Origin of the sequence: Acidovorax sp. LjRoot118 (assembly GCF_964253575.1) — a bacterium.
In the GTDB taxonomy this organism is placed as follows: domain Bacteria; phylum Pseudomonadota; class Gammaproteobacteria; order Burkholderiales; family Burkholderiaceae_C; genus Acidovorax.
The window spans coordinates 2,454,520-2,471,558 of record NZ_CAXURB020000001.1 but is presented as its reverse complement, the minus strand read 5'-3'; the positions used below and the strand labels follow the sequence as shown (position 1 = coordinate 2,471,558).

General features: G+C 67.8%; 14 protein-coding genes. 7 read left to right on the top strand and 7 right to left on the bottom strand.

Annotated features, from left to right (window positions below; translation table 11 throughout):
* Window positions 1-11: 11 nt before the first annotated feature.
* From ACSQ9E_RS11635 to ACSQ9E_RS11610, 6 genes are all read right to left on the bottom strand, one after another.
* The gene (locus ACSQ9E_RS11635; protein ID WP_179680332.1) at window positions 12-728 is read right to left on the bottom strand and encodes an ABC transporter ATP-binding protein; all 717 of its coding nucleotides are present in this window, start codon (window positions 726-728) and stop codon (window positions 12-14) included.
* Window positions 725-1,486: an ABC transporter ATP-binding protein gene (locus ACSQ9E_RS11630; protein WP_436178486.1), complete on the bottom strand. Its 762-nt coding sequence runs from the start codon at window positions 1,484-1,486 to the stop codon at window positions 725-727. The genes ACSQ9E_RS11635 and ACSQ9E_RS11630 overlap by 4 nt, the downstream gene beginning before the upstream one ends.
* Window positions 1,476-2,450 (bottom strand): branched-chain amino acid ABC transporter permease, encoded by a 975-nt coding sequence (locus ACSQ9E_RS11625; RefSeq protein ID WP_057267589.1) that lies wholly within the window; start codon window positions 2,448-2,450, stop codon window positions 1,476-1,478. The genes ACSQ9E_RS11630 and ACSQ9E_RS11625 overlap by 11 nt, the downstream gene beginning before the upstream one ends.
* Entirely contained in the window at window positions 2,447-3,319 is an 873-nt protein-coding gene (locus ACSQ9E_RS11620; protein WP_436217858.1) for a branched-chain amino acid ABC transporter permease, read from the bottom strand. Before ACSQ9E_RS11620 ends, ACSQ9E_RS11625 begins: the two co-directional genes overlap by 4 nt.
* Before the next feature lie 103 nt (window positions 3,320-3,422).
* On the bottom strand, window positions 3,423-4,625 hold the full coding sequence (locus ACSQ9E_RS11615) for an ABC transporter substrate-binding protein (protein ID WP_057203030.1): 1,203 nt from the start codon (window positions 4,623-4,625) through the stop codon (window positions 3,423-3,425).
* A 42-nt stretch (window positions 4,626-4,667) separates the two neighbouring features.
* Window positions 4,668-5,468: a GntR family transcriptional regulator gene (locus ACSQ9E_RS11610; RefSeq protein WP_436217857.1), complete on the bottom strand. Its 801-nt coding sequence runs from the start codon at window positions 5,466-5,468 to the stop codon at window positions 4,668-4,670.
* A 347-nt stretch (window positions 5,469-5,815) separates the two neighbouring features.
* On the opposite strand from ACSQ9E_RS11610, the gene ACSQ9E_RS11605 reads away from it, so the two are divergent.
* From ACSQ9E_RS11605 to ACSQ9E_RS11580, 6 genes are read left to right on the top strand one after another with little or no spacing between them, the layout of a single operon-like run.
* Complete coding sequence (locus tag ACSQ9E_RS11605) at window positions 5,816-6,526, top strand: TetR/AcrR family transcriptional regulator (protein ID WP_436217856.1); 711 nt, start codon at window positions 5,816-5,818, stop codon at window positions 6,524-6,526.
* Window positions 6,527-6,529: 3 nt separating this feature from the next.
* Complete coding sequence (locus tag ACSQ9E_RS11600) at window positions 6,530-7,711, top strand: efflux RND transporter periplasmic adaptor subunit (RefSeq protein WP_057267592.1); 1,182 nt, start codon at window positions 6,530-6,532, stop codon at window positions 7,709-7,711.
* A gap of 6 nt (window positions 7,712-7,717) precedes the next feature.
* Window positions 7,718-10,918 (top strand): efflux RND transporter permease subunit, encoded by a 3,201-nt coding sequence (locus tag ACSQ9E_RS11595; RefSeq protein WP_436217855.1) that lies wholly within the window; start codon window positions 7,718-7,720, stop codon window positions 10,916-10,918.
* Between the two features lie 23 nt (window positions 10,919-10,941).
* Entirely contained in the window at window positions 10,942-11,652 is a 711-nt protein-coding gene (locus tag ACSQ9E_RS11590; RefSeq protein ID WP_436217854.1) for a protein-L-isoaspartate O-methyltransferase family protein, read from the top strand.
* Between the two features lie 24 nt (window positions 11,653-11,676).
* Window positions 11,677-12,030, top strand: a complete 354-nt coding sequence (locus ACSQ9E_RS11585) for a rhodanese-like domain-containing protein (RefSeq protein WP_436217853.1) — start codon at window positions 11,677-11,679, stop codon at window positions 12,028-12,030.
* Window positions 12,031-12,087: 57 nt separating this feature from the next.
* Window positions 12,088-13,413, top strand: a complete 1,326-nt coding sequence (locus tag ACSQ9E_RS11580) for a TolC family outer membrane protein (RefSeq protein WP_436217852.1) — start codon at window positions 12,088-12,090, stop codon at window positions 13,411-13,413.
* Window positions 13,414-13,422: 9 nt separating this feature from the next.
* On the opposite strand, the gene ACSQ9E_RS11575 is transcribed toward ACSQ9E_RS11580, so the two are convergent.
* The gene (locus ACSQ9E_RS11575) at window positions 13,423-14,916 is read right to left on the bottom strand and encodes a CYTH and CHAD domain-containing protein (protein ID WP_436217851.1); all 1,494 of its coding nucleotides are present in this window, start codon (window positions 14,914-14,916) and stop codon (window positions 13,423-13,425) included.
* Between the two features lie 193 nt (window positions 14,917-15,109).
* Here ACSQ9E_RS11575 and ACSQ9E_RS11570 point away from each other — a divergent pair, with 193 nt between their 5' ends.
* Window positions 15,110-17,032, top strand: a complete 1,923-nt coding sequence (locus tag ACSQ9E_RS11570) for a PhoX family protein (RefSeq protein WP_436217850.1) — start codon at window positions 15,110-15,112, stop codon at window positions 17,030-17,032.
* Window positions 17,033-17,039: the final 7 nt, after the last annotated feature.

Genomic DNA, 17,039 nt, shown 5'->3' with positions numbered 1-17,039 from the left:
TTGTCTCCTTCTCAAAGGCCCAGGTAGGCCCGGCGCAGTTCGTCGCTGCGCAGCAGTTCGTCGGGGGCGCCCGAAAACCGGATGCTCCCGTTCTCCATCACATAGGCGCGGTCGGCGATCTCCAGCGACTGGCCCACGTTCTGCTCCACCAGCAGCACGGCCAGACCCGTGGAGCGCAGCTGGCGGATCAGGCCGAACATCTCTTCGACCAGCAGGGGCGACAGGCCGAGCGAGGGTTCGTCCAGGATCAAGAGGCGCGGCTCGGCCATCAGGCCGCGGCCAATCGCCAGCATCTGCTGCTCGCCGCCGCTCATGGTGCCGGCCAGTTGGGTGGTGCGCTCCTTCAGGCGCGGGAAGGTGGCGAACACCTTGTCGATGTTCTCGGCCCGGCGCTCGCGGGCGCGCGAAAAGCTGCCCAGCGACAGGTTTTCGAGCACGCTCAGGTTGGGGAAGATCTTGCGCCCCTCGGGCACCTGGATCAGCCCGGCCTTGACGACCGCCGTGTAGTGCGCCCCGCTCAGGTCCGCCCCACCGAAGGCCACGCGCCCGGCCCAGGCCGGGTAGATGCCGCAGACCACGTTGTTGAGCGTGGACTTGCCCGCGCCGTTGCTACCCAGCAAGGCCACGGTTTCGCCGGGGTTCACCTGCAGGTCCACCCCGCGCAGCACCTCCACGCGGCCATAGCCGCCGCGCAGGCCTGCAATGTCAAGCAGTGGGCCCGTGCTCATGCAGCCTCCTTGGCGGCCGCGGCGCGCAGGCGCGCTGCCGTGCCATGGCCCAGGTAGGCCTCGATCACGCGCTCGTCGGATGTCACCGTGGCGGGGTTGCCCTCGGCGATCAGCTGGCCCTGGGCCAGCACCCACACGTGCTCGGCCAGGTTCATCACAGCCTGCATCACGTGCTCAATCATCAGCACCGTCACACCGCCCTCTGCAATGCCGCGCACCACGGGAATCATCTCGGCAATCTCCTGGGGGTTGAGGCCGGCCAGCACCTCGTCAAGCAGCAGCAGGCGCGGCCGGGTGGCCAGGGCGCGTGCCAGCTCCAACCGCTTGCGGCCGGCCACGGTGAGGTCTGATGCCGGCTTGTCCAGTTGGGCCGACAGGCCCACGCGCGCCGCCACTTCGGTGGCCAGTGCAAGGGCCGCCGCGCGGCGCGGCTCGTGCAGGTGGGCGCCCACGGCGATGTTCTCGCGCACGGTCTGGGCGGCAAAGGGCTGCACGATCTGGAAGGTGCGCGCCATGCCCAGGCGGGCGTTGAGGTGCGGCGCCTGACCGGTGATGTCGCGCCCGGCAAACTGCACCGTGCCCGAGTCGGGCTTGACGAAACCGGTCATCAGTGCAAACAGCGTGGTCTTGCCGGCACCGTTGGGGCCGATCAGCGCGGTCAGCGAGCCTTCGGGCACCGTGAGGCTGACGTTCTGCACCGCCTTGAGGCCGCCGAACGACTTGCCCAGCCCCGTGAGGGTCAAGAGATCATTGGCCATGGCGGCCTCCCGAGCGTTTCCACAGGTCCACCACCGACTGGCCCAGGCCCGCGATGCCGCGCGGCAGGAACATGACGATGAGCACCAGCACCGTGCCGTAGATCACCATGTTGATCCCCGGCAACTGGCCGAACAGGTTGCGCGTGAGATCGGCCAGCACATGCAGCACCAGCGCGCCGAGCACCGGGCCCCAGACGGTGCCGATGCCGCCCACGATGGCCGCCACCAGCGCCTCCACCGAGGTCACCGACCCATAGGCAATGCCCGGGTCGATGTACTGGAACACCTGCACGTAGAACGCGCCGGCCGCGCCCATGAAGCCGCCCGACAGGGCGATGGCGCCCATCTTCACGGTGAACGGGTTGACGCCGATGGCGCGGGCCGCGTCCTCGTTGTCGCGCACGGCCTGCAGCCAGGCGCCGAAGCGCGAGTTGCGCAGCCACCAGCTCACCAGCAGCGCCAGGGTGACCAGCGCCAGGATCAGGAACACATAGCCCTTGCGCGAGCCGAACTGCATGTTCGCGAGCGACTCCCTTAGCGGCAGCATCAGACCCACGCCCGCCCCGGTGAACGGCACCGACAGCGCCAGGATGCGGAACACCTCGGCAAACGCCAGCGTGACCAGCGCGAAGTACGAGCCCTTGAGCCCGTAGCGGAACGACAGCCCGCCCACGAAAAGCCCCACCAGCGCGCTGCCGGCCACCGCCATGGGCAGGGCCAGCCAGGCGTTGATGCCGCCCTGCATCTGTGCAATGGCCTGGATGTAAGCCCCGGTACCGAAAAACAGCGCATGGCCGAAGGAGAACTGGCCGCCAAAGCCGCCCAGGATGTTCCAGGCCTGCGCCAGCAGGGCCGCGTACAGCGCCATCATCACGAAGTTGAGCAGCACGCCCGAGTCGGACCAGCCCGTGAGGGCTGCGATGGCCAGTGCGAAGAGGCCGATGGCCCAGAGTTGCTTGTTCACTGCCTGGCTCCAAAAAGGCCCTGCGGGCGAAACAGCAAGACGGCGATGAAGATGGCGAAGATGCCGATCTGCCCCAGCGATTCACCCAGGAACAGCCCCCCGAGCGACTCCACCACCCCTATCAGCAGCCCCCCCACCAGCGCACCGGTGAAGCTGCCCATGCCGCCGAGCACGACGATGGTGAAGGCCACCAGCACGAAGCCGCTGCCCACCTGCGGATTGACGTAGTAGGCCGGCAGCAGGAAGCAGGCGGCAGCCCCCAGGCAGCCCAGGCCGATGCCGAAGCTCATGGCGTAGACATGGTCGACATGGATGCCCATGAGCTTGGCACCGTGCTTTTCGCGCGCCACGGCGCGGATGGCCCGGCCCAGGTCGGTGCGCCCCACGATCCACAGCAGCAGGCCTGAGACCACCAGCGCCCCGGCAAACGACACCAGCTTGGGCAGCGCGATCATGGCCGGGCCGATGGCCACGGTGGTCAGGGTGTAGCCCGTCTCGATGGTGCGCGTGTCGGACTTGAAGAACAGCAGCGCCAGGTTCTCCATGACGATGGAGATGCCCAGGGTGACCAGCAGGATGTTCTCGTCCTTGCCGTGGCTGGCGCGATTGATGACCACGCGCTGCAGCACATAGCCCAGGGCGAACATGCCGGGCACGAGGATGGGCAGCGCCAGGTAGGGATCGATCCCCCAGTGCTGCTTGAGCAGGTAGACGGCGTACAGCGCCAGCATCAGCGACGCGCCATGCGCGAAGTTGATGATGTGCAGCACGCCGTAGATCAGCGTGAGGCCCAGCGCGATCAGTGCGTAGACCGCGCCGGTCGTCAGGCCGTTGAGGACCGAGGGGAAGAGGATGCTGAGCTCGAACATGGGTGGTGTGTGCGGCAGTCAGGCAAAGGCGCGGCCTGGCACCAGAGGGTTCTGGCGCCGTGCAGACCTGTGCATGGCCGCAAAAGTGGGAGTTGTCAGCCGCTCAGGCCTTCAGCGGAAAGAGCGGGTCCGCTTCGCGGTAGTCGCGCGGGATGATGACCTTGATGTCCTTGTTCAGCACCTGGGTCATGAGCGGCTGGGCGCCTTGGTTCTGCCCGGCCACGAACTTCGTGGCGCCGTACGGCATGATGTGGTCAGCGAAGGTGCTCTTCTCCAGCGCGTCGATGATGGCGGCGCGGTCCACCGATTTGGCACGCTCCAGCGCATCGGCCAGCAGCCACATGGACGTGTAGGTCATGAACAGCTCGTAGCTGAAGAACAGGCCCTTGGCCTCCACGCGCTTCTTGAGGTCCTGCGCCCGCTTGTCCTTGGGGTTGAACCAGTGGTTGCAGTCGATGATGCCGTTGGCCGCGTCCGGAAACTCCTTGACGAACTTGTAGCTCGACGCGGCGCCGCCCAGCACCGAATAGATGGCCTTGGGCGTGACCTTTTGCTGCTGCATGGTGCGCACCAGCAGCGCGTACTCGTTGTAGTAATTGGCGGGGATCACGATGTCGGGGTTGATCGCCTTCATGCGCAGCACGATGTTGTTGAAGTCGCGCGTGGGGTTGGCGTGCTTGACGACCTCCTTGACCTCGTAGCCGTAGCCGGGCAGCTCGCGCGCCAGCAACTGGGCCGTGCCCGAGCCGAACAGCGACTCCTCGTGGATGATCATCACCGTCTTGGCGGGCTTGCCGGCCGCGGTGTTGAGCACGTGCAGGTTGGCCACAGCGGTTTCGGCGCACTTCTTGTAGCCGGGGCCGAAGCGGAAGGTGTTCTTCAGCCCGCGCTCCACGATCTGGTCGGCCACGCCCACGTCCACGATGTGCGGCAGGTTGTACTTGGCGGCCGCCTGCGTGGTCGCCAGGCAGATGGCCGAGGCAAACGCCCCGACCACGGCGGAAACGCCCGCCTCGTTCATCTTCTCGACCTCGGCAGCGCCGGCCTGGGGCTGGGATTGCGCATCGCCCAGCAGCGCCTCGAGCTTGGCGCCGCCCAGGGACTTGATGCCGCCGGCCTTGTTGATGTCCTCGATGGCCATCATCGCGCCTTCGCGGCATTGCTGGCCCGAGTAGGCCAGCGCGCCCGTCACGGGGTGCAGCACCCCCACCTTGACCGCCTTGGCCTGTGCGCCGCCCACCAGGGGGAAGGCCAGGGCCGATGCGGCGGCGGCCGACTGGGATAGGAAATGGCGGCGGTTGCTCATGGGCGTTCTCCTTGGGGGATGGTCGAAGGGGGGTCGTTGAAATCAGTGGAACTGGGCCGACAGCTCTTTGCTGACCCAGACCTTGGCATCGATGCTGCCCACGCGGGACAGCTGCATTTCGTATTCATAGCGGTCTGGCCGGTACAGGCCGTGCAGCCACTGCACGGGCCGCTCCTGGTCGTCGTAGATCAGGCGCCGCACGGCCAGCAGCGCGGAGCCCACCGACACATCGAGGTGGCGGGCCACCACGGCATCGGCCAGCCTGGCGGAAATGGTCTGGTGGGCGCGACCGACCTTCACGCCGGATTCCTCCAGCAGCACCAGAATGGGCTTGCGCGCGAGTTCGCGGCGGCCGAACTGGCGGGCGATGTCGGCCGGCACATAGGTGGTGATGTGCGACAGCGGGCCTTCCCGCGTGCTGCGCACCCGCACCGCCTTCTGCACCGAATCACCGACGGTGATCTGCAAGGCCCCGGCCACCGCGCGGGATGCCGTGACCGTCTCCACGTCGAGCACCTTGACGGACGTGCGCAGGCCCATGCTGACCAGGTTTTCGAGCAGGCCGGTGAGCTGGGCGCGGTTGCTGTGGGGGTGGCTCTCCTGGCCGCCCTGCCCTGCGTCGGGCTGGGGCACGGGCCGGGTGCCCCTGCCGGGCTGGCGGGAGATCAGGCCCTCGCCCTGCAGCAGCTCCAGCGCGCGGCGCACCGTCACGCGCGCCACGGAGAACTGCCGCATCAGCGCCAGCTCGCCCGGCAGGCCCGCAGCAAAACAGCCTTCCTGCAATTGCTCGCGCAGCACCAGGTAGATCTGGTGGTACTTGGGCAGTGGCAGCTTCGGCGACATGGGCCCATCGTCAAACATCCTTAATGTCCTGTCAATGAGACATTTGAGGCTATTTGGTCCTGTTTTAAGGACATTTGTCCCCGAGAGCGACTGGCTGCAAGGCGCTCCCATTTTTGGAGCATGATCGCGCACCTGTTCGGGGCCTGGAGAGGCAGCATGCACCGCCGTGGAGCACCTCGTCGCGGCGTTCGCCACAGCGATTGGGGGTAAAGCATGCGTCGCTCCCAGGGTTTACCCCCAGAAGGCAACAGCGCTCGGTCTTTTGTCTCGTTCGCCCACCGATCAATTGACTGGCGCAGGCGCAGTTGCTATATTACTAACCAGTCAGTCATTAACTAGAAAGCCTCTTGAGCACTGTCCCCACCACCCCTTCTGCCGGTACCAAGCGTGAGCGCCGCAAGGAAGCGCGCCCCGGCGAACTGCTGGAGGCTGCGCTCGACCTGTTCGTCGAGAAAGGCTTTGCCGCCACCCGGGTGGACGACGTGGCCGCGCGTGCCGGGGTGTCCAAGGGCACGCTGTTCCTCTACTTCCCCAGCAAGGAAGAGCTGTTCAAGGCCGTGGTGCGCCAGAACATCGTGGGCCGCTTCGAGGAATGGAGCCACGAGCTCGAAGCCTTCGAGGGCACGACCAGCGAACTGCTGCGCCACTGCTACCAGGTCTGGTGGGAGCGCATCGGCGCCACCAAGGCCTCGGGCATCACCAAGCTGATGTTCAGCGAATCGCAGAATTTCCCCGAAATCACCCTGTTCTACCAGCAGGAAGTGATCCAGCCCGGCCAGGACCTGGTGCGCCGCATCCTGCGCCGCGGCATGGACCGCGGCGAATTCCGCTGCGTGAACCTCGACTACGCCGTGCACGTGGTGATGGCACCCATGATCTTCCTGATGCTGTGGAAGCACTCCATGGGAGCCTGCATGCCCGATGCGCTGGAGCTCGGGCCCGAGAAGTTCATCGATGCGCAGGTGGACAACGTGCTGTACGGCCTGTGCGCCCGCCCGGAAGCGGGGCCTTTCGCCCCGGCCCCCGCGTCCCCTCCTCCCTCTTCTTCTGCGGCCTGACCCATGAAACGCTGGATTCCCTGGCTGGCTGCGGCCGCCGTTGTCGTGCTGGTGGGCGGGGGCGCGTGGCGCGCCATGGCCGCACGCCAGGCACAGCAGAAAGCCCTGGCCCAAGCGGCCACCCAGCGCGCCGAGGCGCCCTTGCAACTGGCCACCAGCGAACTGGTGGGCGTACTGCGCAGGAGCCTGGTGCTGGGCGTGCCGGTGTCCGGCTCGCTGCGCGCCACCGAATCGGCCATGGTCAAGGCGCGGGTGGCGGGTGAACTGCAGGGCCTCACGGTGCGCGAAGGCGACAGCGTGCGCGCCGGCCAGGTGCTGGCCCGCATCGAGGCCACCGAATCCCAGGCCCGCCTGCGCCAGGCGCAGCAGCAGGCCGACGCGGCCAAGGCGCAGGTCGACATCAACCAGCGCACGGTCGCCAACAACCAGGCCCTGGTGAACCAGGGCTTCATCTCGGCCACGGCCCTCGTCACCTCGCAGGCCAGCCTCGAATCGGCCCAATCCACCTACCGTGCGGCTCTGGCCGCCGCCGATGTGGCAAAAAAATCGCTGGACGACACGGTGCTGCGCAGCCCCATCAGCGGCCAGGTGTCACAGCGCCTGGCCCAGCCCGGCGAGCGCATGCCCATCGACGGCCGCGTGCTGGAAGTGGTCGATCTGTCGCGCCTGGAGCTCGAAGCCCTGCTGAGCCCGGCCGACTCGCTGGCCGTGCGCGTGGGCCAGAAGGCCCAGTTGCAGATCGAAGGCAGCACCGAGCCCGTGGTGGCCACGGTGGCCCGCATCAACCCCAGCGCCCAGGCCGGCAGCCGCACGGTGCCGGTATACCTGGCCATCGCGCAGAACCGCGGCGCACCCGCGCTGCGCCAGGGCCTGTTCGTGCAGGGCCTGCTCGACACCGGCCGCGCCGACGTGCTGACCGTGCCACTCGATGCGGTGCGCACCGACAAGCCCGCGCCCTATATACAAGCGGTACAGGGTGGCAAGGTGGCCTACCTGCCGGTCAAGACCGGCGCGCGCGCCGTGGTCGACGGCCAGACCCTGGTCGCCATCGAGGGTGCGCCCGAAGGCACGGTGGTGGTCTCCGGCCGCATGGGCCAGCTGCGCGAAGGCACGGCCGTCACCACGGCTGCAGCGCCCTCGGCAGCGGCTTCCGCGGCGGCCCCTGCATCGCGCACCGCGCCCTGACCCGCCATGTGGTTCACCAAGGTCAGCCTCAAGAACCCGGTGTTCGCCACCATGGTGATGCTCGCCATCGTGGTGCTGGGCCTGTTTTCGTACCAGCGCCTGAAGGTCGACCAGTTCCCCAACATCGATTTTCCGGTGGTGGTGGTCACGGTGGACTACCCCGGCGCATCGCCCGAGATCGTCGAGAGCGAGGTCACCAAGAAGATCGAGGAAGGCGTCAACTCGATTGCCGGCATCAATGCCCTGACCTCGCGCAGCTATGAAGGCACGGCCGTCGTCATCATCGAGTTCCAACTGCACATCGATGGCCGCAAGGCCGCCGAGGATGTGCGCGAGAAGGTGGCCACGGTGCGCCCCCTGCTGCGCACCGAGGTCAAGGAGCCGCGCGTGCTGCGCTTCGACCCCGCGAGCCGCGCCGTGTGGTCGCTGGCCGTGCTGCCCGATGCACAAGACGGTGCCCCTGCGCGCAGCGCCGTCGAATTGACCACCTGGGCCGAGCAGATCCTGAAAAAGCGCCTGGAGAACGTGCGCGGCGTGGGCGCCGTGAACCTGGTGGGCGCCACCAAGCGCGAGATCAACATCTACCTGAACCCCCAGGCGCTCGAGGCCTTCGGCGTCACGCCCGACCAGGTGGCCAGTGCCGTGCGCAACGAGAACCAGGACCTGCCCGTGGGCGCCATCCGATCGCTGGCGCAGGAGCGCGTGGTGCAGATCGACGCACGCATGGAGCGGCCCGAGGACTTCGGCCGCATCATCGTGGCGCGCAAGAACGGCGCCCCCGTGCGCCTGGACCAGGTGGCCCGCGTCAACGACGGCGCGCAAGAGGTCGATAGCCTGGCGCTGTACAACGGCCAGCGCACGCTGCTCTTGTCCGTGCAGAAGTCGCAGGGCGAGAACACCATCGAGGTGGTGGACGGCCTGAACGCGGCCGTGGTCGAGCTGCGCAACCAGCTGCCGCCCGGCGTGCGCCTCGAAACCATTGGCGACAGCGCGCGCCCCATCCGCGTTGCGGTGAACAACGTGCGCCAGACGCTGATCGAGGGTGCCATCCTCACGGTGCTGATCGTCTTTTTGTTCCTGAACTCCTGGCGCTCCACGGTGATCACGGGCCTCACTCTGCCCATTGCGCTGATCGGCACCTTTCTGTTCATGAACATGTTCGGCTTCACCATCAACATGATCACGCTGATGGCGCTGAGCCTGTGCGTGGGCCTGTTGATCGACGATGCCATCGTGGTGCGCGAGAACATCGTGCGCCACGTTCAGATGGGCAAGTCCGCCTACAACGCGGCCATGGACGGCACGCAGGAGATCGGCCTGGCGGTGCTGGCCACCACCTTGTCCATCGTGGCGGTGTTCATGCCCATCGGCTTCATGGGCGGCATCATCGGCAAGTTCTTCCACGAGTTCGGCATCACCATCGTGGCTGCGGTGATGATCTCGATGTTCGTCAGCTTCACACTCGACCCCATGCTGTCGAGCATCTGGCACGACCCGAGCATCCACAGCCATGGGCAGAAGACGGGGCCCGTCACCTTCTACGACAAGACCATCGGCCGCGTCACGGGCTGGTTCGACCGCGCCACCGACGCCCTGGCGGAGGGCTACCAGCACATCCTGCGCTGGGCCCTGGTGCACAAGCTGACCACCATGGCGATTGCCCTGGCCATCTTCGTGCTGAGCATCTTCATGGTGCCGCTCTTGGGCACCGAGTTCGTGCCCAAGGCGGATTTCTCCGAGACCTCGATCAATTTCTACACCCCTGTGGGTTCGTCGCTGGAGGCCACCGAGGCCAAGGCGGCCCAGGTGGAGGCCATCCTGCACGAGCTGCCCGAGGTGCGCTACACGCTGTCCACCATCAACACCGGCAGCGCCCAGGGCAAGATCTACGCCAACATCTACGTGCGCCTGGTGGACCGCAAGGACCGCAGCCGCAGCGTGGACGCCATGTCCGACGTGCTGCGCGAGCGCTTGAAGACCGTGCCCGGCATCACCGTCACGCACGTGGGCCTGCTCGACGCCGTGGGCGGGCAAAAGCAGGTGGAGTTCTCGCTGCAGGGCCCGGACCTGCAGGAGCTCGAACGCCTGACGGCCACCGTGACCGCGAAGATCCGCGGCATCCCCGGCCTGGTGGATCTGGACACCAGCGCCAAGCCCAACAAGCCGGTGATCGCCCTCGATATCAAGCGCGACGCGGCCTCGGACCTGGGCCTGTCGGTGGCGCAGATGGCGGCATCGCTGCGCACCCTGGTGGCCGGCACCACGGTGGGCAACTGGCGCGCGCCCGACGACCAGACCTACGACGTGAACGTGCGCCTGGCGCCCGAGGCCCGCACCGCCCCGCAAGACCTGGAGCGACTGCCCTTTGCCATGAGCGCCGCCGATGGCACGACGCGCATCGTGCGCCTGAACCAGGTGGCCAGCGTGACCGAGTCGACCGGCGCCAACCAGATCAACCGCCGCGACCTGACGCGCGAGGTGGCCATCAACGCCAACGTGTCGCAGCGCTCGGCCGGCGAGGTGTCGGCCGACATCAAGACCGCGCTGGAAAGCGTGAACTTCCCGCCCGGCTACCGCTACCAGTTCGGCGGGTCCACCAAGAACATGGCCGAATCCTTTGGCTACGCCATCTCGGCGCTGGTGCTGGCCATCGTCTTCATCTACATGATCCTGGCCAGCCAGTTCCGCAGCTTCTTGCAGCCGCTGGCGCTCATGACCTCGCTGCCGCTCACGCTGATTGGCGTGGTGCTGGCGCTGATGATGTTCCGCTCCACGCTGTCGATGTTCTCCATCATCGGCGTGGTGATGCTCATGGGCCTGGTGACCAAGAACGCCATTTTGCTGGTGGACTTCGCCATCCGCGCCCGCGAGGAGCACACCGACGACACCGGCACCACCGTGCCCGGCCTGCCCCGGGCCGATGCCCTGCTGCTGGCCGCCCGCGTGCGCCTGCGCCCCATCCTCATGACCACGCTGGCCATGATCTTCGGCATGGTGCCGCTGGCATTCGCTTTGTCGGAGGGTTCCGAGCAGCGCGCCCCCATGGGCCAGGCCGTGATCGGGGGGGTCATCACCTCCTCGCTGCTGACCCTGGTGGTGGTTCCGGTGGTGTATTGCTACATGGACGATCTGGCGCGCTGGGCCCTGGCGCGCATGGGTCGCGGCCAGAAGGCGCCCGAGGCCCGTAAAATCGAGGGTTTGTCCTGACACCCGCCCCACGGAGAACTTCCATGAACATGCCACTGAACTCGTCTGCCAATACCAGCGACCCCGTCGCCCAGGCCCGCTACAACATGATCGAGCAGCAGATCCGCCCCTGGAATGTGCTCGACTTCGACATCCTGGAGCTGTTGGCCGTGGTGCGCCGCGAGGAATTCGTGCCGCCGGCCTACCGCAGCCTGGCCTTCATGGACATCGAGGTGCCCCTCTTGGGCAGCGATGCCGAAGACGCCGTGCGCCTGGGCCACAGCATGCTGCAGCCCCGCGTGGAAGCCCGCATCCTGCAGGACCTGGCGATCAAGCCCACCGACCGCGTGCTCGAAATCGGTTCCGGCTCGGGCTACATGGCTGCGCTGCTGGCGGCCCGCGCGCAGCAGGTGGTGTCGATCGAGATCGTGCCCGAGCTGGCCGAAATGGCCCGCGAAAACCTGCTCAGCGCCGGTGTGCAGAACGCCGAAGTCCGCCTGGCCGATGGTGCCAACGGTACGACGGACGGCCCCTTCGACGTGATCGTGCTCAGCGGCTCCGTGGCCGAAGTGCCTGCTGCCCTGCTCTCGCACCTGCGCGACGGCGGCCGCCTGGGCGCCATCGTGGGCAACGACCCCGTGATGCGTTTCACCCTGACCCGCCGCACCGGCGACCGTTTCGAGACCACTTCGCCCTGGGACACCATCGCGCCGCGCCTGGTGGGCTTTCCTGAACCCTCCGGCTTCACCTTCTGACCTGCCTTCTCTGGAGTTTTTTGCATGATCGAGCACATCCGCCCCGCCCAACTCGCCGCCTGGTTCGCCACCGCCCCCGCTGGCAGCCGGCCCGTGGTGCTGGATGTGCGCGAGGCCTGGGAACTGCAGACGGCCAGCGTGCGCGCTGACGGGTTCGAGCTGGTGGCCATCCCCATGGGGCAGCTCACGGGCCGCCTGGCCGAACTCGATGCCGCCCGCGACGCGGGCACGCCCATCGCCTGCCTGTGCCACCACGGCGCACGCAGCCTGCGCGTGGCGGCGTTCCTGGAGCAACAGGGTTTCGAGCGGCTGGCCAACATCAGTGGTGGCATCGACGCCTGGTCGCATGAGAACGACCCGGCCGTGCCCCGCTATTGAAGGCTCCCCGTCTCTTTCGTCCCATCCCCGACATGCAGCTACTCCTGAAAGGCATCCATGACATCGTTCCGGCTACTTCCCCTGTCACTGGCGCTGGGCGCTGCCTTGTGTGCCCCCGCACAGGCCCAAAGCCTGACGGAGCTGTTGGAGTCTGCGCGCACCTATGACACGGCCTGGCAGTCGGCCCGGCTGCAGCTCGATGCCTCGGCCCGCCGCGCCGACCAGGCCCGCGCCGGTCTGCTGCCCAGCGCCGGGCTGTCGGCGGGTGTATCGCGCGCCAACACCGATGTGAGCCGCCCGCCCATCGAGCGCACCGCCACCACCCAGACCCTGGGCGTGAATGCCTCGCAGCCCCTGTACCGCCCGGCCAACCGCATCAACCTGGAACAGGCCCAGCGCGGCGTGGACGTGGCCCAGGCCCAGCTCGATGCCGCCAGCCAGGACCTGCTGGTGCGCGTGAGCCAGGCCTACTTCGACGTGCTGGCCGCGCAGGACACGCTGACCTTCGTGCAGGCGCAAAAGGCCGCCGTGTCCGAGCAACTGGCGTCTGCCAAGCGCAACTTCGAGGTCGGCACCTCTACCGTGACCGACTCGCGCGAAGCCCAGGCCCGCTACGACCTGGTGATCGCCCAGGAAATCGCGGCCGAGAACGACCTGCGCGTGAAGAAGCTCGCGCTGGACCAACTGGTGGGCATCACCGGCACCCAGCCCAAGCCCCTGGCCCTGCCGCTGCAGTTGCCCCCCGTGCAGCCCGACAACGTGATCACCTGGGTGGACACCGCCCGTGAGCTGCAGCCCGGCGTGCGCCAGGCCGCGATTGCGCTGGACATCGCGCGCCTTGAAACCAGAAAGGCCGAAACCGGCCACCTGCCCACGGTGGACCTGCAGGCCGGCTACAACATCCAGCGCAACCCCACCGGCACCATCACCGCGCCGGGCATCAACAGCCGCACCAACAACGCCAGCCTGGGGGTGGCCTTCAACCTGCCGCTGTTTGCCGGTTTCTCGGTGCAAAACCGCGTCAAGGAAACCCTGGCCCTGGAAGAAAAGGCCAGCGCCGACCTGGAGACCACGCGCCGCAACGTGGCCCAGGCCACCCGTGCCGCCTTCTTCGGCGTGCAGTCGGGCCAGGGCCAGGTGCAGGCCCTGCAGGCCGCCGAGGCATCGAGTCAAAGCGCGCTGGATGCCAACAAGCTGGGCTACCAGGTGGGTGTGCGCATCAATATCGACGTGCTCAATGCCCAGAGCCAGCTGTTCCAGACCAAGCGCGACCTGGCCCAGGCCCGCTACAACGTGCTGCTGGGCACGCTCAAGCTGCGCCAGGCGGCCGGCACGCTCACCATCGAAGACGTGCAGGCCATCAACGCCCTGCTCACGCCCTGAAAGAAGCCTTCAAGGCTTTCGAAAGCGCGGGCCCTTTCCCATCCGGGAGAGGGCCTTTTTCGTGGCCTTGACGGACTGCCCGCGCCGCGCCGCGAGCCAGCCCACGCCGAACCAGACCTTGGGGTCCTTGGCTGCCATGCTGCGGTAGAGCGCGCTGGCCACCTGCTCGTCATTGAGCCGACCCAGTGCGGACAGGGCCGGCTGCAGGCTGGCCAGGAAATCGTCCGCCCCGCCCTCGAGCGCCGGCGCCACGAACTCGGCCAGGAAGCGCAGGCGCTTCAAGCGCTTGCGCACGCGGTGCTGCTCCTCGACCGACAGGGATTCGAAGCGGCGCGCATCCCGGTGGACCTTGGCATGCAGCGCCTGCAGGCGCTTGTGCAAATACCGCCGCACCTTGGCTGCGCCCAGTGCGCCATCATCCCCGGCCGCAAGGGCCTGGGCCGTGAAACCCATCAGGCCGATCAGCACGGCCTGGAAGGCAGGCGTGCTGACGATGGTGAGGGGCGATGCCTTGGCGCCCGCAGGCCGGGCTGCCGACTTCGGCGCGCCCGCCTCGCGCAGTTCGGCGCCAATGGTGTCCAGCGCCTGCTCCCGGTCGCGCAGCTGGCCCAGGCGGCGGAACACGTCGACCAGCGGTGGCTCCCAGGCGGGATCGAAGCGGCCCGGCGCCAGGGCATCGAGCTCGCGCAATGCCGTGCGCAGGCGCCGGATGCCGATGCGCAACTGGTGCACATGCTCTTCGCCGGCCGAGCCTTCCACGATTTCGCTGGCATTGGCCAGGGTTTGCGCCAGGCAATTGGCCACCACGGCGCGCTGCAGCTGAGGGCCCTTGAGGAATTGCTTGCGGCGGCCTCGGCTTGCCATGGGCCGTGCCTTGGCCGCGGGCCGGCCCCATTGCGCGGCCATGAGCCGCTCGCCCCGCTCGGCCTTGGACACCGTGTTCAGCACCAGGCCGTGCTGGGCCGCCCACTGCGTGGCCACTTCGACCAGGCCCGCCACCGGACCCTCCTTGAGCTCCAGTTCCAGTTCGCACACCGGTGCCTGCTTTTCCTGCGCCGTGCCGCCGTGGGCCACGATGCGGCCGAGGTCGAACGCCAGCTCGACCACACCGCCGCGAAAGGCCAGGTCGCGCGTGACGCGGTCGATCTCGGTGCGGTAGGTCTCCACCAGGGGGCCATACGCGCTGTCCAGCGCCGCGCGCAGGCGCTCTCCGGCCTGGGTGCCCGCGTGCAGCGCGGGGCGTACCAGCGGCGTGGCGCCGTCGACGCTGACGTTGTGCTCCTCGCGGTCCAGGGGTCCGTCGCCCATGGCCTTGACGGTCTGCACCCACTGCCCGCCCTCGTTGCGCAGGCGCAGCGCGATGCCCCGCGACGACAGCGCCTTGTCGGCCGTATCGAAGTAGCGCGCCTCCAGCCGGATAGCGCTGGACGTACCCCGGCGGGCCGCTGCCTTCACGGCGGCCAGGCGCCTGGTGGGGATGGTGAATTTGAATTCGACTTCCATGATTTTTTTCTCGGTGATCGGGCCCGGGCAGGCCGTGTGCCTGTCATCAAACCGCCATCTTCGCACCCTAAGCTGCTGGCGCCAGGGCGCTTGGCGTGGCCTTGCTCCATTGCAGCCAGAGCATCGGGGCCCTTGCTGCGGCATTGTCCCCTGACCGACAAAAACAATCCCCCTCCCCCACCGAAAGATTCTCATGGCCAAGGACTTCGCCACGATGGAAGACAGCAACCGCTCGGGCAACCCCAGCATCCACGAGGTGTCGGCGCTGCGCCGGCGCACCGTGCTGGGCGGTGGCCTGGCCTCTGCAGTCGGCGGCCTGCTGGCGCCACTGGCCGCCGTGTCGCTGCCCGGTTGTGCAAGCACCGGCATCGCCAGCGGCCCGCTGCTGGGCTTCAAGAGCGTGCCCATCGGCACAGCCGACCGCATCGTCGTGCCCGAAGGCTATATCGCCCAGACCATTGCCCCCTGGGGCGACCCCGTGGGCCTGTCGGGCGAAAGCCCGACCTTCAAGGAAAATGGCGCCAACACCGCAGCCGAGCAAGAGGCGCAGTTCGGCATGCACCACGACGGCATCCACTTCTACGCCCAGGAAGGCAGCCGCCAGGGCCTCTTGGTGATGAACCACGAGTACACCGACGACGGCCTGCTGCACGCCGATGGCATGAAGACCTGGACGGCCGAGAAGGTGCGCAAGTCCCAGGCCGCGCACGGCGTTTCGGTGGTGGAGGTGGCGCAGAAGGCCGATGGCCAGTGGGACGTGGTGCGCCCCTCCCCCTGGGCCCGCCGCATCACGGCGCGCACGCCCATGGCATTCGGCGGCCCGGCTGCCGGCCACGCCCTGCTGCGCACCGCGGCCGACCCCGCCGGCATGAAGCCGCTGGGCACCATGAACAACTGCGGCAGCGGCATGACGCCCTGGGGCACCTACCTGACCTGCGAAGAAAACTTCATCAACTACTTCAAGGGGCCCGACGCCCCGACCGCCCACGAGACGCGCTGGGGCCTGCGCAAGGGCGAGCCTGCCGGCTACCGCTGGAGCGAACACGACGAGCGCTTCGATGCCGTGAAGAACCCGAACGAGCCCAACCGCTTCGGCTGGATTGTGGAGATCGATCCCTTCAACCCCAGCTCCACCCCGGTCAAGCGCACGGCACTGGGCCGCGCCGCGCACGAAGGCGCCACGGTGGCCGTGACCCGGGACGGCCGTGCCGTGGTCTATTCGGGCGAAGACTCGCGCTTCGAGTACATCTACAAGTTCGTAAGCCGGGACGCGATTCGCAAGGGCGGTGCGCGTGAAAACGCCGACCTGCTCGACCACGGCACGCTGTACGTCGCCCGGTTCAACGCCGATGGCAGTGGTCAGTGGATCGCCCTCACCCATGGCCAGGGCCCGCTCACCGCCGCCAATGGTTTTGCCGATGCCGGCGAGGTGATGGTCAAGACGCGCCAGGCCAGCGACCTGCTGGGCGCCACAAAAATGGACCGCCCCGAGTGGATTGCCGTGGGCAAGGACGGCGCCGTCTACTGCACGCTGACCAACAACAGCAACCGCGGCGGCACCGGCCAGCCCGGCGTGGACGCGGCCAACCCGCGCACTAACAACAGCATGGGCAACATCATCCGTTGGAAGGAAGTCGGCGACTTCGATGGCGCCCGCTTCCAGTGGGACCACTTCATCCTGGCGGGTGATCCGGCGAACGAACGCGCAGATGCCAAGGGCAGTGTCAAGGGCGATATGCTCGCCTGCCCCGATGGCTTGTGGGTCGACGGCCGCGGCGTGCTCTGGGTGCAGACGGACATGTCCACCTCGGCCATGGGCAAGGGAGACCTTTCGCGCCTGGGCAACAACGCCATGCTGGCGGCCGACCCACGCACGGGTGAGATCCGCCGCTTCCTGGTCGGCCCCTCGGGCTGCGAGATTACCGGCGCCACGATGACGCCCGATGGCAAAACCATGTTCATCAACATCCAGCACCCCGGCGAGAGCCCGAGCGAGCGCAGCGACCCCGGCGAGCCGCGCAAGTTCTCGAATTGGCCCGACCAGCGCCCCGCTGGGCGCCCGCGTTCGGCCACGGTGGTGATCCGCAAGGCCGATGGCGGCGTGGTCGGGACGTAAGGCAATC

Excerpts from the sequence above, each read along its gene's own strand:
- ACSQ9E_RS11615 (WP_057203030.1), bottom strand. The coding sequence starts at position 4,625 with ATGAGCAACCGCCGCCATTTCCTATCCCAGTCGGCCGCCGCCGCATCG.
- ACSQ9E_RS11585 (WP_436217853.1), top strand. The coding sequence starts at position 11,677 with ATGATCGAGCACATCCGCCCCGCCCAACTCGCCGCCTGGTTCGCCACC.
- ACSQ9E_RS11630 (WP_436178486.1), bottom strand. The coding sequence starts at position 1,486 with ATGGCCAATGATCTCTTGACCCTCACGGGGCTGGGCAAGTCGTTCGGC.
- ACSQ9E_RS11620 (WP_436217858.1), bottom strand. The coding sequence starts at position 3,319 with ATGTTCGAGCTCAGCATCCTCTTCCCCTCGGTCCTCAACGGCCTGACG.
- ACSQ9E_RS11570 (WP_436217850.1), top strand. The coding sequence starts at position 15,110 with ATGGCCAAGGACTTCGCCACGATGGAAGACAGCAACCGCTCGGGCAAC.
- ACSQ9E_RS11575 (WP_436217851.1), bottom strand. The coding sequence starts at position 14,916 with ATGGAAGTCGAATTCAAATTCACCATCCCCACCAGGCGCCTGGCCGCC.
- ACSQ9E_RS11595 (WP_436217855.1), top strand. The coding sequence starts at position 7,718 with ATGTGGTTCACCAAGGTCAGCCTCAAGAACCCGGTGTTCGCCACCATG.
- ACSQ9E_RS11635 (WP_179680332.1), bottom strand. The coding sequence starts at position 728 with ATGAGCACGGGCCCACTGCTTGACATTGCAGGCCTGCGCGGCGGCTAT.
- ACSQ9E_RS11590 (WP_436217854.1), top strand. The coding sequence starts at position 10,942 with ATGAACATGCCACTGAACTCGTCTGCCAATACCAGCGACCCCGTCGCC.
- ACSQ9E_RS11580 (WP_436217852.1), top strand. The coding sequence starts at position 12,088 with ATGACATCGTTCCGGCTACTTCCCCTGTCACTGGCGCTGGGCGCTGCC.
- ACSQ9E_RS11610 (WP_436217857.1), bottom strand. The coding sequence starts at position 5,468 with ATGTCGCCGAAGCTGCCACTGCCCAAGTACCACCAGATCTACCTGGTG.
- ACSQ9E_RS11600 (WP_057267592.1), top strand. The coding sequence starts at position 6,530 with ATGAAACGCTGGATTCCCTGGCTGGCTGCGGCCGCCGTTGTCGTGCTG.